The organism is Burkholderia dolosa (assembly GCF_902499135.1).
Lineage (GTDB): Bacteria > Pseudomonadota > Gammaproteobacteria > Burkholderiales > Burkholderiaceae > Burkholderia > Burkholderia dolosa.
Genome location: NZ_CABVPR010000030.1, coordinates 23,764 through 37,894, shown reverse-complemented (window position 1 = coordinate 37,894; position 14,131 = coordinate 23,764). Strand labels below are relative to the sequence as shown.

Annotated in this window: 7 protein-coding genes; all 7 read left to right on the top strand. The window is 66.5% G+C overall.

Going from position 1 to position 14,131, the window contains the following annotated elements; genetic code table 11:
* Position 1 precedes the first annotated feature (1 nt).
* The 7 genes from tssK to BUB20358_RS15325 all read left to right on the top strand — a co-directional run bounded on the left by tssK (position 2) and on the right by BUB20358_RS15325 (position 14,054).
* On the top strand, positions 2-1,351 hold the full coding sequence (gene tssK, locus BUB20358_RS15355) for a type VI secretion system baseplate subunit TssK (protein WP_006763100.1): 1,350 nt from the start codon (positions 2-4) through the stop codon (positions 1,349-1,351).
* Positions 1,348-2,643, top strand: a complete 1,296-nt coding sequence (tssL, locus tag BUB20358_RS15350) for a type VI secretion system protein TssL, long form (protein WP_006763101.1) — start codon at positions 1,348-1,350, stop codon at positions 2,641-2,643. The genes tssK and tssL overlap by 4 nt, the downstream gene beginning before the upstream one ends.
* Before the next feature lie 14 nt (positions 2,644-2,657).
* The gene (gene tssM / locus BUB20358_RS15345) at positions 2,658-6,569 is read left to right on the top strand and encodes a type VI secretion system membrane subunit TssM (RefSeq protein ID WP_006763102.1); all 3,912 of its coding nucleotides are present in this window, start codon (positions 2,658-2,660) and stop codon (positions 6,567-6,569) included.
* Positions 6,570-6,974: 405 nt separating this feature from the next.
* Positions 6,975-7,538: a hypothetical protein gene (locus tag BUB20358_RS15340; RefSeq protein WP_006763103.1), complete on the top strand. Its 564-nt coding sequence runs from the start codon at positions 6,975-6,977 to the stop codon at positions 7,536-7,538.
* Positions 7,539-7,631: 93 nt separating this feature from the next.
* Positions 7,632-10,211 (top strand): type VI secretion system Vgr family protein, encoded by a 2,580-nt coding sequence (locus BUB20358_RS15335; protein WP_035971545.1) that lies wholly within the window; start codon positions 7,632-7,634, stop codon positions 10,209-10,211.
* 85 nt (positions 10,212-10,296) lie between these two features.
* Positions 10,297-10,563, top strand: a complete 267-nt coding sequence (locus BUB20358_RS15330) for a PAAR domain-containing protein (protein ID WP_035971546.1) — start codon at positions 10,297-10,299, stop codon at positions 10,561-10,563.
* 38 nt (positions 10,564-10,601) lie between these two features.
* Entirely contained in the window at positions 10,602-14,054 is a 3,453-nt protein-coding gene (locus BUB20358_RS15325; protein ID WP_035971547.1) for an RHS repeat-associated core domain-containing protein, read from the top strand.
* The last annotated feature ends 77 nt before the right edge of the window (positions 14,055-14,131 follow it).

Below are 14,131 nucleotides of genomic sequence, written 5' to 3'. Positions count from 1 at the left end.
CATGAGTTGGCATAACAAGGTCGTGTGGAGCGAAGGTCTTTTCCTGCTGCCACAGCTGTTCCAGCAGCAAGAGCGCTATTTCGAACATTTCGCGCATAAGCGCTCTGCGCCGCTCAGTCCGTTCTTCTGGGGATTCAGTCAGTTCGAGATCGACCACGAGTCGCTCGCGTTCGGCAAGCTGGTGTTCAAGCGCGGTGCCGGCGTGTTTCCGGACGGCACGCCGTTCGACGTGCCCGCGCATGCACCACCGCCGCCGCCGCTGACAATCGCACCCGAGCACCAGAACCAGATCGTCTATCTCGCTGTTCCGCTGCGATTGCCGAATACCGAAGAAACCGTGTTTCGCGACGATGCGGCGTCGCTCGCCCGCTATCTCGCGTTCGAAAACGAGCTGCGCGACAGCAACACGATCGGTCAGGGAGCCAAGCCCGTGCAACTCGCGAACCTGCGACTGCGGTTGCTGCCCGAGAAGGAACTGACGCAATCGTGGATCGGCATCGCGCTGACGCGCATCAAGACGCTGCACGCGGACGGGTCGGTATCGCTTCACGATACCGACCACATTCCGCCGGTCAGCCAGTATGGTGCCGACCCGCTGCTGCGCGAATGGGCGACGCAACTGCACGGTCTCACGAAGCTGCGCGCCGATGCGCTGGCCGCACGGCTGTCGGGGAGCGACGGGCGCGCGGGTGCGGCGGCGGAAGTATCGGACTACCTGCTGCTGCAAGTGCTGAATCGATACGAGCCGCTGCTCGAACACATCTGCCGGATTCACGAGACGCCGCCGCACGCGTTGTATCGGGAGCTGGCGATGATGGCCGGTGAACTGTCGACGTTCGTTCGACCACAGACGCGCCGGCCGCTGCCGACACCGGGCTACGATCATGCGCAGCTGTACGCGAGCATTCGGCCGCTTGTCGAAGAGGTGCACTACCTGCTCAACCAGGTGCTGATTCGCGGCGCTCAGCCGATACCGCTGACCGAGCAACCGCACGGCATCCGTGTGGCCGCAGTGATGCCGGCCGAACTGTCCGGTTATTCGAGCCTCGTGCTCGCGGTCGGTGCGCAGATGTCGCCCGACGTCCTGCAGCAGCAATTCGCGGCGCAGACCAAGATCAGCCAGCCGCAGCGCCTGCCGGAACTGATTCGTTCGCACCTGCCGGGGCTCACGATGGTGCCGTTGCCCGTGCCGCCGCGACAAATTCCGTTCAATTCGAGCTACATCTATTACGAGCTGTCGCGCAGCGGGCCGTTCTGGGAGCAGATCGCGCAACAAGGCGGGCTCGCGATGCACATCGCCGGCCACTTCCCGGAGTTGAAGCTCGAACTGTGGGGCGTGCGCCATAAATGAATTCCGCTACGTTCGACAAAGACGCATTCGACTTTCTCGCTGACGGCTCCGGCGCGTCGCTCGAGCCGCCGAAGGAGCCGGTCGGCGACGTCAGGCCCGTGTCGGCCGATGCCGACGGGTTCGACGCCGTCGCGGATATCCAGCAGCGTGTCGATGAGGTGCTGGCGTCGGCCAATCCGCTGCTGGAGGCGGCGCGGCCGCTGCTCAGAATGCTGGCCGACATGCCGGCAACGCTCGACACGTCGGACGCGGTGGCCGGGTTGCGGACGCTGCTCGTGCGCGAGATCGGACTGTTCCAGAAGGTGTGCGACAAGGCCGATCTGCGATGGAAGCACATGGCGGTCGCGCGCTATTGCCTATGCACTGCGCTCGACGAGGCCGCCAACCGCACGACGTGGGGCGGTGCAGGCGTATGGGCTGCGCAAAGCCTGCTGATCACGTTCGAAGGCGAAGTCGACGGCGGCGAGAAGTTCTTCCTGCTGATCGGCCGAATGGCGACCGATCCGCAGGAATACGTCGACGTCCTCGAAATCCTGTATCGCGTGCTTGGCCTCGGATTCGAAGGGCGTTACAGCGTCATGCCGGACGGACGCCGTCATCTCGAACAGATTCGCCAACGCCTGTGGACGCTGATCACCGGTGCGCGGGACGCGGTCCAGCCCGAGCTGTCGCCGCACTGGCGCGGCGCTCCGCCGGGCAGATTGCCGTTGCTGCGCAGCGTGCCGGTCTGGGTTTCCGCCGCCTGCGCTGCGCTGGCGGTGTCCGGGCTGTTCGTGTTCTACCAGTACCGGCTGCTGACCGAGCGTCATGCGCTCGAGGCGCGCATTCTCGAGATCGGCCGCGAGCGGCTGGCGTCCGCGCCGCAGCGTTTGCGTCTGTCTCAATTGTTGCGTGACGAGATCGCGCGCGGCGTGCTGACCGTCGACGAAGACGAGCGGCGCAGCATCGTCGTGTTCAAAGGCGATTCGATGTTCGCGTCGGGCCAGAGCACGGTGTTGCCCGGGATCGAGCCGATCCTCGACAAGGTCGCGCGCGAGGTCGCCCGTGTGGGCGGCACCGTGCTCGTGACCGGGCATACCGACAACCAGCCGATCCGCAGCGCCGCGTTCGCGAACAACCTTGCGCTGTCGGAAAAGCGCGCGGCCTATGTCGCGCAGATCCTGCAGCGGGATGGTACGCCGGCCGAGCGGATCCGCGCGGTCGGCAAGGGTGACACGCAGCCGGTCGGCGACAACGCGACGGCCGCCGGCCGAGCGCTGAACCGCCGCGTCGAAATCATGGTCACCCTGTAGCACCGGAACTCAGCATGGCTTATTTGAAGCGTCTTTTCAGATGGTTGTTCTCGTGGCGGATGCTCGCATGCGCGGCGGTTCTGCTGGCATGCGCGGCGGTATGGTTCCTCGGGCCGCTGTTTGTGTTCGGCGAACTGCATCCGTTCGCCGGCGTCGTGATCCGTTCGATTGCGATCGCACTGCTGCTCGGCCTGCTCGTGCTGTGGCTCATGCGGTTGCCGCTGAGTCCGGTCTGGGTGATCGCGCTTTGCGTCGCGCTCTGGCATGTGGGGCCGTTGTTCGGCTTCGGCGAGCATCGTCCGCTCGCGCCGATCGCGGTGCGCGTCCTGCTCGTCGTGGCGATTCTGCTCTGCTACGCCGTATACGGCCTGTACAAGCTGTGGCACGCGCTTCGATCGAACGATGCGCTGCTGAAGCGTTTTCTCGAGCCGAGCGGCGACCGGCCGGTCGAAGCCGGACACGACGAAGCGCGCGCGGTCGCGATGGTCGTCTCGAAGGCCGTTGCGCAGTTGAAGCGGCTGCGCGGCGGCACGTTCGGGTGGCGGCGCCTGCTCGAGGTCGACCGGCATCTGTACGGGTTGCCGTGGTACATGATGCTCGGCACGCCGGGTGCCGGGAAGACGACGGCGATTCTCGGTTCCGGCCTGCAGTTCCCGCTGACCGGACAGATGGGGGCACGTTCGGTGAACGGCATCGAGCGCACCGCGAACTGCGAATGGTGGTTTGCGAACGAGGCGGTGCTGATCGATACCGCGGGCCGCTACGTCGAGCAGGACGACGCGCAGGACGAAACCGGCAAGACCGTGAACGCCGCGGAATGGAAGGAACTGCTCGGCCAGTTGCGCAAGCATCGGCCGCGCGCGCCGCTCAATGGCGCGATCCTGACGGTCAGCGTCGCCGATCTGGTCAACCGGTCGGATGCCGAGCGCACCGCGCTCGCTGCGAGCTTGCGGGCGCGGCTCGGCGAACTGCGGCAGCAACTGGGAATCCGTTTCCCGGTGTACGTGTTCGTGACGAAGCTCGATCTGTTGCCCGGCTTCACCGAGTATTTCCAGTCGCTGACCGCCGACGCGCGCACACAGATCTGGGGCTTCACGCTGCCTTGCGACGAGTCGGGCGCGCCGGTCGTCGACGGGCTGCGACGTCACTGCCTGCGCGAATTGACGCTGCTCGAAGCGCGGATCGATGCGGGCCTGAACAACCGCCTGCTGGAAGAGTACGAGGGAGAGCGGCGCAAACGACTGTACCCGCTGGCTCAGGAGTTTCGCAGTCTGTCGGCGCCGCTCGCGGATCTGCTCGAGCTGGTATTCCTCGATTCGCGTTACGACGACGCACAGTTGCAGAACATGCTGCGCGGCGTGTATTTCACGAGCGCCGAGCAGACGGACGCGATCGTGGCCGCCGATCGCGACACGGTGCTGCAGCGGCTGACGCGCAAGCTGGCGCGCCCGCGCGCGGGCAGCGGCGCATCGGCGCAGTTGCGTTGCGACGGCGCGATGTCCGGACATCGCAGCTTCTTCCTGCGCAACGTGTTCCAGCATGTGATCGTGCCGGAAGCGCATCTGGTCAGAGCCGATCTGAAGTGGGAGATTCGCTTCAGGGCGATGCGTGTCGCGTGTCATCTGCTCAGTGTGGCGCTGTTCATGTGGCTCGCGTTTTCGCTGACGGTGAGCTATGAGAACAACCGGCACTATCTGGCCGCGATTTCCGGCAAGACGTCGGCGCTTGCCGCGCGTGCCGCGGCATACGGCAAGGCGCCGAAGGCAGCTGCGATCGGGGGGCTGCTCGACGGTTCGGCGGATCTGCCGCGCCACGGCGATCTCGATCTCGACGCGCCGGGCGGCGCGTACCGCTACGGGCTCTATGTCGTTCCGGCGATCGTCACGGCATCGGACACGACCTATCTGAGTCTGCTGAAGCAAACGTTGCTGCCGCAGATCGTGACGCGCGTCGAACGCGAGCTGAGTGCGCAGATCGCCGCGCAAGACTCGGACGACGTGTACCGGACGCTAACCGTCTACCTGATGCTGTACGACGCCGAGCACTACGACGCGAACGCGGTGAGGGCGTGGGTGCTGCGCGATTGGGAGCGTTCCGACAGCGCGGCGCCGATGGGCGGCCGCAACGCGATGGCGCGGCACCTGGACGCGCTGTTCGGCAACGCCCGTCCGATTACGCCGACCGTCGGGCTGAATGCCGCGCTCGTGCAGCAGGCGCGACTCTTCCTGAGCCGGAATCCCGCGCCGAAACGGCTTTACGAGCGGGCGATCGGCGCGATGGCGAAAGAGGCGCCCGACAATTTCACGCTCGCGCAGGCGCTCGGGCTGCAGGGCGCGTCGCTTTTCAGGCTGGTGGAGGGCTCGCGCTTCGAACGGGGCGTGCCGGGGCTCTACACGTACGACGGCTACCACACGCTGTTCAGCCGGCGCCTGCCCGAATTCCTCGCGCGCGCACAGAACGACGACGACTGGGTCATGGGGCGTGTCGGCAAGCGCGGCGACCTGGTCGCGTCGATACAGCAGATGCGCGTCGTGACGGCGAGGTCGTCGCTTGCCGACGAGATTCGTCGTCAGTATCTGATCGATTACGGCAACTACTGGCAGCAGTTTCTCGCCGACATTCGGCCGGCGATCGGCGGCGAGAATGGCCGCGACGGCACACTGACGCTCGATCTGGCGACGTTGCGCGCGCTCGCGGCGCCGGACTCGCCGCTGGTGAGGCTCGCACGCGCGGCGGTTCGCGAAACCTCGCTGTCGATCGTCGATGCGCCGGACTCGTCGTCGCTGAGCGATCTCGCGTTGACGGCGGTCGGCCGCCAGTCCGCGGTCGCGAAAAGCGCGGCCATCGACGCAGCGAAGCTTGCCGCGCAGCGGCCCGAACAGCGGATGGAAAAGGAATTCGTCGACAACCGCTTCGCTGCGCTGCGTGAGGTCACGACCGGGCAGGCGGACACCGGCAGCGGCCCGGCGATGACCGATACGCCGGGCGCGGCCGGCGGCGCCAAGGCATTGCAACTCGACGCGATCCTCGCGCTGATCAACGAGCAATACACGCGAGTCGTCGTCGCGAGCAATGCGCTGTCCGCCAACAGCATGCCGCCCGCGCTCGACATCGGCACGACGTTGCAGACGGAGGCGGAAAAGCTGCCGGCACCGTTGCGGCTCGTACTGGGCGGCATCGCGACGCAGGTCGCGGACAAGGTCGGACAGGAAGTCGGCGGGTTGCTCGCGATGCAGGTCGATACGAGCGTCGGGCAAAGCTGCCGACGCACGATCGGCGGAAAGTATCCGTTCGCGCGCAGCAGCCAGGAAGTCGACGTAGAAGACTTCAATCGCATGTTCGCGGCGGGCGGCGTATTCGACGAATTTTTCCAGAAATCGCTCGCGAACTATGTCGACACGAACGCGAAGCCGTGGCGCTACAAGTCGCTGAGCCCCGGCATGCCGCCGATCAAGGGGCCGAGCCTCGAACCGTTCGAAAGGGCGTCCGCGATCCGCGAAGTGTTTTTTCGCGATCAGGGCGCGAAGCGGATGGCGTGGAAGATGGACGCCAAGGTCGCGGCGATCGACCCCGAGATCACCGAATTGCTGATCGACGTCGACGGTCAGACCCAGCGTTACGTACATGGTCCCGTCATGCCGTTCGCGCTGAGCTGGCCCGGTCCGCGCGGCGGAGCGATGGCCGAAGTCGCCGCGCGCCCCGCGATCCGGCCCGATACGTCGACGATCGTCACCACCGGGCCGTGGGCGCTGTTCCGGTTGATCGAGCGAGGCCGGCTCACCGGCACCGCGTCGGCGAGCCGGCTGACGCTGGATTTCGATTTCGACGGCCGGCATGCGGCGCTCGAACTGATGACGAGCGGGCAGTCGAATCCGCTGACGAGCAATCTGCTGACCGACTTTCAATGTCCGGGAGGCCTCGCATGAGCGTCGGGATGCGGGCGACGACGAGGCGGCTGCCGGCATCGAGCTCACAGATCCGTCACCGCGCGACGGACGCGCAGGTTCTTTGCCGGCGGCGCGAGCCCGTATGCCGTGGCGATCCGCTCGCCGGGCGGCGACTGTGCTGCGTGCCGTTCGACACAGCCCGCCGAATGACTGCGCACGCATGCCGGCCGGCGTGCCGGGCGCGTCCGCGGACGACGCTGCTGCGATGTGCGGCCGGGCGCGACGGCGGACGGCGCCGGCGGCAGGACGACTGCGGCGGCTTCGTCCGTCGTCAATGGGTCCACGGTGCACGCGCATACGAAGCGGCCGCAGCAGCCTGTCGCGACGAACGAGAATCGGATCGAAATACGGGGCGCTTCGTCGATGTCGAGTCGAGGCAGATTCATGAACATACGGAACGCTGACACATACACGTTCGATCAACTGCCGAGCGAGCACGACGCGAGCACGCGCGCACTCGAACGAGCGCTTGCATCGAATTGCACGACGCTGCGCAGCCGTCAGCGCGAATACCGCGAACTGATTGCTTTTCGTCGCACGCCGCACATCAAAAAGCTCGAACGCGCGTTATGGCTGGCAGCTTCGCAGCTGCAGCGTGTCGACGACGCGAATGCGGCAGCGCTGTGTGCCGGCGGCAACCTCGCGACGATTGCCGGGATGCTCGGCGAGTGGCTCGGCGTGCATGCGGTGCCGATCGGCTGGATCGTGGGCATCGATCCGGTGGGCGATGCGCCGCCGGTTCCAGCCGCGCGCGCGATCTATTGCATGCGGCGAGTCGTAGCGTTCGGCCGAAAGATCGTCGATGCGCGCGAGCCGGCCGATCTCGAACTGGCTGCGAGCTATCTGCGCGATGCCGCAACGAGCATCGGCGCCGATCTGCTGATCGACGTGCTGCTCCGGCGCGCGGCCGTGCGAGTCCGGTATCCCGCGCGTGCGGCCGGCCCGTGACGTCGTGTCGAGCCGCCGCGCGACTGCCGGCGCATATGACGCGATGCGCACGCGCGCATGTTTGTTTTGGGTGAGTGGGAGCGAAAAGACCGCATGTCAATCAACTCTTCGGAAGGACCGATCGTTCAGGAGCGCACGGTAACGGTTCGCAGCGACGCGATGCCGCGGCTGCTCGGCCGGCCCGCGCTGCGGTTCCTGTCGCTGCGCGGCGAAGAACACCTCGGGAGGCTGTACGCATACGAGCTGCTGCTGCGCACGCCGGACGATTTTCACGTGCCGTTGTCGACGAGTGCGAACCTCGATCTGAAGGCAATGATCGGGACGGAGATGACCGTCAGCGTGCAGCTCGAGGGCGTCGGCACGGGCGCCGAAGGCGGTGTCGGCGCCGGCGGACGCGAAATCAGCGGCCTCGTCGTGAAAGCGGGTTTCCTGCGTACCGAAGGGCGCTACAACGTCTATCGGATCGTACTGCGGCCGTGGCTCTGGCTCGCCACGCTGACGAGCGACTACAAGATTTTTCAGGACAAGACGGTGGTCGAGATCATCGACACCGTGCTGAGCGATTATCCGTATCCGGTCGACAAGCGGCTCGACGTCGACAAATACACGGTGCAGGGCGAGAGCGCGCGCAACGAACCGCGGGCGTTCCAGGTCCAGTACGGCGAGACGGATTTCGATTTCATCCAGCGCCTGATGGAGGAATGGGGGATTTACTGGTTCTTCGAGCATTCCGCTGGGAAGCACCGTCTCGTGCTGTGCGATCACATCGGCGCGCATCGCCGCTCGCCGAGTGCCGCCTATCACGAAATTCGCCATCATCCGGAAGGCGGCAAGATCGACATCGAGTATCTCGACTACTTCTCGACAAACGAGTCGCTGAGGCCGGGCCGCGTGGTCGTCGACGATTTCGATTTCACGCGCCCGCGGGCGCTGCTCGTGACGTCGAATCATCAACCGCGCGATACGAACTGGGGCGAGGGCGAACTGTTCGAATGGCCGGGCGACTATACCGACAGCAAGCATGGCGACCTGATCAGCCGCATCCGGATGGAGGAGCGTCGTGCGGCCGGCACGCGCGCATTCGGCAAGGGCAACGTGCGCGGTCTCGCGTGCGGCCAGACGTTCACGCTGACGAACCATCAGCACGAGGAAGCGAATCGCGAGTACCTGATCGTCGAATCGGCGCTGATGCTGACCGAAATCGCGGACGAATCCGGCAGCGGCTATCGCTACGAGTGCGGCAACGAGCTGATCGTGCAGCCGACGAGCGAAGTGTTCCGGATGCCGCGCGAGACGCCGAAGCCGACCACGAGCGGCCCGCAATCGGCGATCGTCGTCGGCCCGCCGGGACACGAGGTGTGGACCGACGAGTTCGGCCGCGTCAAGGTGCGCTTCCTGTGGGACCGGTATGCGCGCAACGATGCGACGGATTCGTGCTGGGTGCGTGTGAGCCAGGCGTGGGCGGGCGTGAACTTCGGCGGCATCTACATTCCGCGGATCGGGCAGGAAGTGATCGTCGGTTTCATGAACGGCGACCCGGATCGACCATTGATCCTCGGCAGCCTGTACAACACCGTGACGCCGCCGCCGTGGGACCTGCCTGCGGAAGCGACGAAAAGCGGCTTCAAGAGCAAGACGATCACCGGCGGCCGCGACAACTACAACGGCATCCGCTTCGAAGACAAGTTGGGTGCGGAGGAATTCCACGTGCAGGCGGAGCGTGACATGAACCGCCTGACGAAGAACAACGAGTCGCATACGGTCGGCGTGAATCTGTCGCTGGGCGTCGGACTGACGCATACGCGCGCAGTCGGCGGGATGTTCAGCAGCGTCGTGGGCGGCGCCGCGAGCTACGCGGTGGGCGGCGCCGAGTCCACCATGATCGGCGGCGCGTGCGGGCTGAACGTCGGCGGCGCGTACGGGATCGCGGTGGGCGGCGCGATGTCGACGTCGGTCGGTGGCGCTTATGCGGTGAACGTCGGCGGCGCGCTGTCGATCGTATGCGGCGCATCGGCCATCAACATGACGGCCGACGGCACGATCAAGCTGGTCGGCACGAAGATCCGGATCGTCGGCAGCGACGAGGTGGTCGTCCAGGGCTCGCCGCTGCAGTTGAACCCCGGATGCTGCGACGGCAGCGGCGCAGGCGGCGGTGGTGGCGGCGGTGCGATTCCGCCGATCCCGTTGCCGCGATCGTTCTTGAGAATCACCAAGCCGGTTTTGCCGCCCGTACCGCCGCCGCCGACCGTCAATCCTCCACCGCCGAGCGAGGTGCCGCCGCCGAGCGAGGAGCCGCCGCCGAGCGAGACGCCACCGCCGAGCGAGACGCCACCACCGAGCGAAGCGCCGCCGCCAAGCGAGGAGCCGCCGCCGAGCGAGGAACCGCCGCCAAGCGAGGAACCGCCGCCAAGCGAGGAACCGCCACCGAGCGAGGAACCGCCGCCAAGCGAGGAGCCGCCACCGAGCGAAACACCACCGCCGAGCGAGACGCCACCACCGAGCGAAGCGCCGCCGCCGAGCGAGGAGCCGCCGCCGAGCGAGGAGCCGCCACCGAGCGAAACGCCACCGCCGAGCGAGGAACCGCCGCCGAGCGAAACGCCGCCGCCGAGCGAAACGCCGCCGCCAAGCGAGACGCCACCGCCGAGCGAGGAGCCATCGGTTTCGGAGATTTGAATTTCATTGCCAAGCCGTATGCCGCTGCGCGCCCGACGGTCGTTGCGGCAACGAACGGCGTGGTTTCGACTGGAGAGCGTTCTTCATGAGCAGTCCTGCAGCTAGAGTCGGTGACGCGATAGGCCATGGTGGTGCGATCGTGACCGGCTCGGGAAATGTGTTCACCAACGGGATACCGGCCGCGCATGTCGGCAGCGTCGCGGTATGCGGTGTCCATTGTTCAGCCCAGGCAGTCGTCGTCGGCTCCGGGTCCGTGTTCATCAACGGCATCCCGGCAGCGTTCGTGGCGTGCTGTACGTGCTGCGGCGCACCGGTCGTCACCGGGTCCGGCGACGTGTTCATCGGCGGCTGACGGCACTAACGGCAATTCAAGAAGTTCAGGGAGTTCGCATGAGTGGAATCGGAGGATTGGGCGGCGTGCTTGCCGGGCTGCCCGGGACGGTGCTGGAGTCGGTCGACATCGCGCCGCGCGTCGACCGTCATCGGCAGCAGCCGGGCGATCTCGCCCGTCGCTATGGCGTCGACCGCGCGCTGTCGGGCCTCCTGTGCGAGTCGGTCGACATGGTGTCGGGCAGCAAGATATGCCTGTCGCGCAACGAAGTCGACTTCACGCTGCCGGGCCGTTTGCCGATGAGTTGGGCGCGGTTCTATTCGAGTGCGCTGTCCGTCGACGGCATGCTCGGAACCGGCTGGCGGACCGGCTGGGACGCCGTGTTGCGACGCCGGGACGGCGACCGGATCGACTACGTCGACGATCAGGGCCGGACCGTGTCGCTGCCGATGCCCGAGCGAGGTAGTCAGATCGTCGTGTCGTCCGAGCAGCTTCACGTCGCGCGACTGGCCGACGACAGGTTCGTCGTCGCCGATCTGACACCTCATTACACCGTGTTCGGAGAATTCGACCAACACGGCGTCGCGCGCATCAAGTACGTCGAGGATCTCGCGCGTCGCCGGATCGGCTGCATCTGGGACGGCGCTGGGCGTTTGCTGCGCATGCGCGGCACGTGCGGGCACGAGCTGCGCATGCACTATGAGCGCGACGCGGTGCATTTGACCGGCATTGAATGCGTCGACGGCGGCCCGACCGGCTTCCTCGTTCGCTACGCATATGACGAGCACGGCCGGCTCGCCGAAGTGCGCAACCGGCACGGCGACATCGTTCGCGGCTTTGCCTACGATGCCGATGGCCGGATGATCGAAGAAGTCGGCCCGCTTCGTCAGACGACGCGTTATACGTGGCAAACGATCGGCGGCGCGCCGCGCGTCGTCGAGCGCTCGACGTGTCGCGGCGCGCGTGAACGCTGCACGTACGAACTGGGCGAGCGCGGCACGCGCGCGACCGACGTGTTCGGTCATACCGCGCACTGGCAGTACGACCAGCACGGCCGCGTGCTTGCTTACGCCGATTTCGACGGCCGGCGATATGCGTTTCAATACGACGGCGCGGGATGGCCGACCGAGCTGACGCTGCCGGGCGACCGCCAGATACGCGTGGTCAACGACAATCTGGGCCGGCCGACCCGCGAGGAGACGCCGCTGGACGGCGTGCGTTCGACGGTGTACGCGTTCGCGACACGCGAGCCGTTGAGCATTCGCCTGCAAGACGATCGGACGTGGCTGTGGCAGCGCGACGAGCAGTTGCGTCCGACGCAGTTCCAGTCGCCGTCCGATGGCATCACGCAGATTGCGTATGAGGAGCGTGACGGCGTGCAGATTCGAACCGACACGCACGAGCAGCGCGGCGCAGTCGTGCTGGAGTGCGACGCGCGCGGCCTCGTGCTGAAGCGCACCGACGCCGCGGGACGCACGACGGTCTATCGGCGCGACGCCAACGGACATGTCGCGGCCATCACGGATCCATTCGGCGCCGTCACGCAGTTCGAACCGGATCTGCTCGGACGACCGCAGGTCATCACGCTGCCGGACGGCAGGCAGGAGCGTCGGGTCTGGAACGCCGCCGGGCAATTGATCACGTCGATCGGCGTGGACGGGCAGGCGCGGCACTGGCATCGCGATCAATACGGATGCGTGGTGCGTGCGGTCGATGAGGAGGGGAACGTTACCGCGCACGAGTTCGACGCACACGGCCGCAGGATCCGGACCGTTGCCGGCAATGGCGGCATTCAGCGCCTGACCTGGGGCCCGGTCGACCGGCTGACGTCGGTCGTCGATGCGGACGGCGTCACGCGTTCGTTCTCCTACGCGGCGTCCGGAGATTTGCAGCAGATCACGTGGACGTCGGACGGGCACACTCGGATCGAAACGTTCGCCACCGATGCGCTCGGCCGGGTGGTAGGCCGCGACACCGAGCATGCGCGCTATCGCTACACGTACGTACGCGACAGTTTGCTCGGGATGATCCAATGCCTGCCGACCGACGCGGGGGCGGCGATCGGCGTGGAGCCTGACACGCTTCGCTTCGAATACGACGCAGCCGGCCGCGTGACGGCGGAGCATGACATGCACGGCACGCTGCGCTACGCGTATGACGCTGCAGGACGGCTCGTCGCAGTCACGCTTCCCGACGGACACATCGTGAAGACGGAGCGTGACGACGTCGGTACGGTCGCGCTCGCGGGGCTGGCGCACGGCGACGACGTGCGCGCTATCGCCGCGTTCCATTACGAGCTCGGAACGCGTCAATTGCTGCGCTCCGTCGGCGAGCTGTACCTGCGTTCCGTTTATGCGGGCTCATCGCTCGAGCGCTGGTTTGCGATGACGGTGACGCGCACGTCCGACAACGAGATGCTGCCGGGCAGCGCCGAGTTCTGGCGCGAGTTCCGCTACAGCCCGGCCGGTCACCTCGTGCAGGTCGACGATCGCTTCAACGGTCGCACCTATTACGACTACGATCGTCGCGGCTGCCTGCTGCGGGTCGTGTCGGACGACATCGGCCTCGAACACTTCACGTGGGATGCCGCCGGCAATCTGCTCGATACGCCGAGCGCTGGATGGCAACGTACCGTCTATCCCGATCACCGGCTACGCGAGCACCGCGGATATCGCTACGAATACGATTCGTGGGGACAGGTGGTCGCGAAGCGAGGCGCGGCCTGCGAACAGACGTTCACGTGGGACGCGGACGGTCGGCTGATGAGCGCGCGCAGCAGACGATGCGTCGTGCGCTACCGTTACGACGCGCTGGGGCGTCGCGTGGCCAAATCGGTTTCGCAACCGACAGCGAGCGGGATGCTCGGGCCGGCGGATCGCGCGGAGGCGGTCACGCGCTTCGTCTGGCAGGGCGAGCGCCTCGTTCAGGAAACGACGGGCGACAACGTGCGGATCTATCTGTATCAGCCGGCACGGGAAGGCGCTGTCGGGTTTGCGCCGCTCGCCTGCGTGCATCGGCAACGCAGGGACGACGGCACGTTTTACGCGACGCACGTGTATCACTACCAAACCGATCTCGCCGGCACCGCGGTCGCGCTGACCGACGAGGGCGGCAAGCTCGTGTGGAGCGGCCGCTACAACGCATGGGGACGCGTGATACCGTGGACGCGGCTCGCCACGCCGGTGTGGCAGCCGTTACGGTTTGCAGGTCAGTATCTGGACGACGAGACGGGGCTGCACCTGAATGGCCGGCGTTACTACGATCCCGACGCCGGGCGCTATCTGAGTCCAGACCGTTCGGCGCCGGCCGGCGTGAGTCCGTATCGCTACGTGTCCAATCCGTTAAGCGCTGCGAATCCGACCGGCCGCGCCGTATCGCTGATGCGTCCGACGGCCGACGTCGACGGCGCAATCTGTGCAGACGGGCCGATCGATCTAACCACGCGGTTGACGGGCGATGTCGACGACGATGTCGTGCCGGGCGGTGAGTGGCTGGCGTACCTGGACCGCTAGACCGCGCATGCATGTCGACAGCGCGGGTTCCGCTCGCGCGACTTCCGCGACGCACGCCGCCGCCGGCGGCGCGCCGG

Excerpts from the sequence above, each read along its gene's own strand:
- BUB20358_RS15325 (WP_035971547.1), top strand. The coding sequence starts at position 10,602 with ATGAGTGGAATCGGAGGATTGGGCGGCGTGCTTGCCGGGCTGCCCGGG.
- BUB20358_RS15330 (WP_035971546.1), top strand. The coding sequence starts at position 10,297 with ATGAGCAGTCCTGCAGCTAGAGTCGGTGACGCGATAGGCCATGGTGGT.
- BUB20358_RS15335 (WP_035971545.1), top strand. The coding sequence starts at position 7,632 with ATGTCAATCAACTCTTCGGAAGGACCGATCGTTCAGGAGCGCACGGTA.
- tssK (WP_006763100.1), top strand. The coding sequence starts at position 2 with ATGAGTTGGCATAACAAGGTCGTGTGGAGCGAAGGTCTTTTCCTGCTG.
- tssL (WP_006763101.1), top strand. The coding sequence starts at position 1,348 with ATGAATTCCGCTACGTTCGACAAAGACGCATTCGACTTTCTCGCTGAC.
- tssM (WP_006763102.1), top strand. The coding sequence starts at position 2,658 with ATGGCTTATTTGAAGCGTCTTTTCAGATGGTTGTTCTCGTGGCGGATG.
- BUB20358_RS15340 (WP_006763103.1), top strand. The coding sequence starts at position 6,975 with ATGAACATACGGAACGCTGACACATACACGTTCGATCAACTGCCGAGC.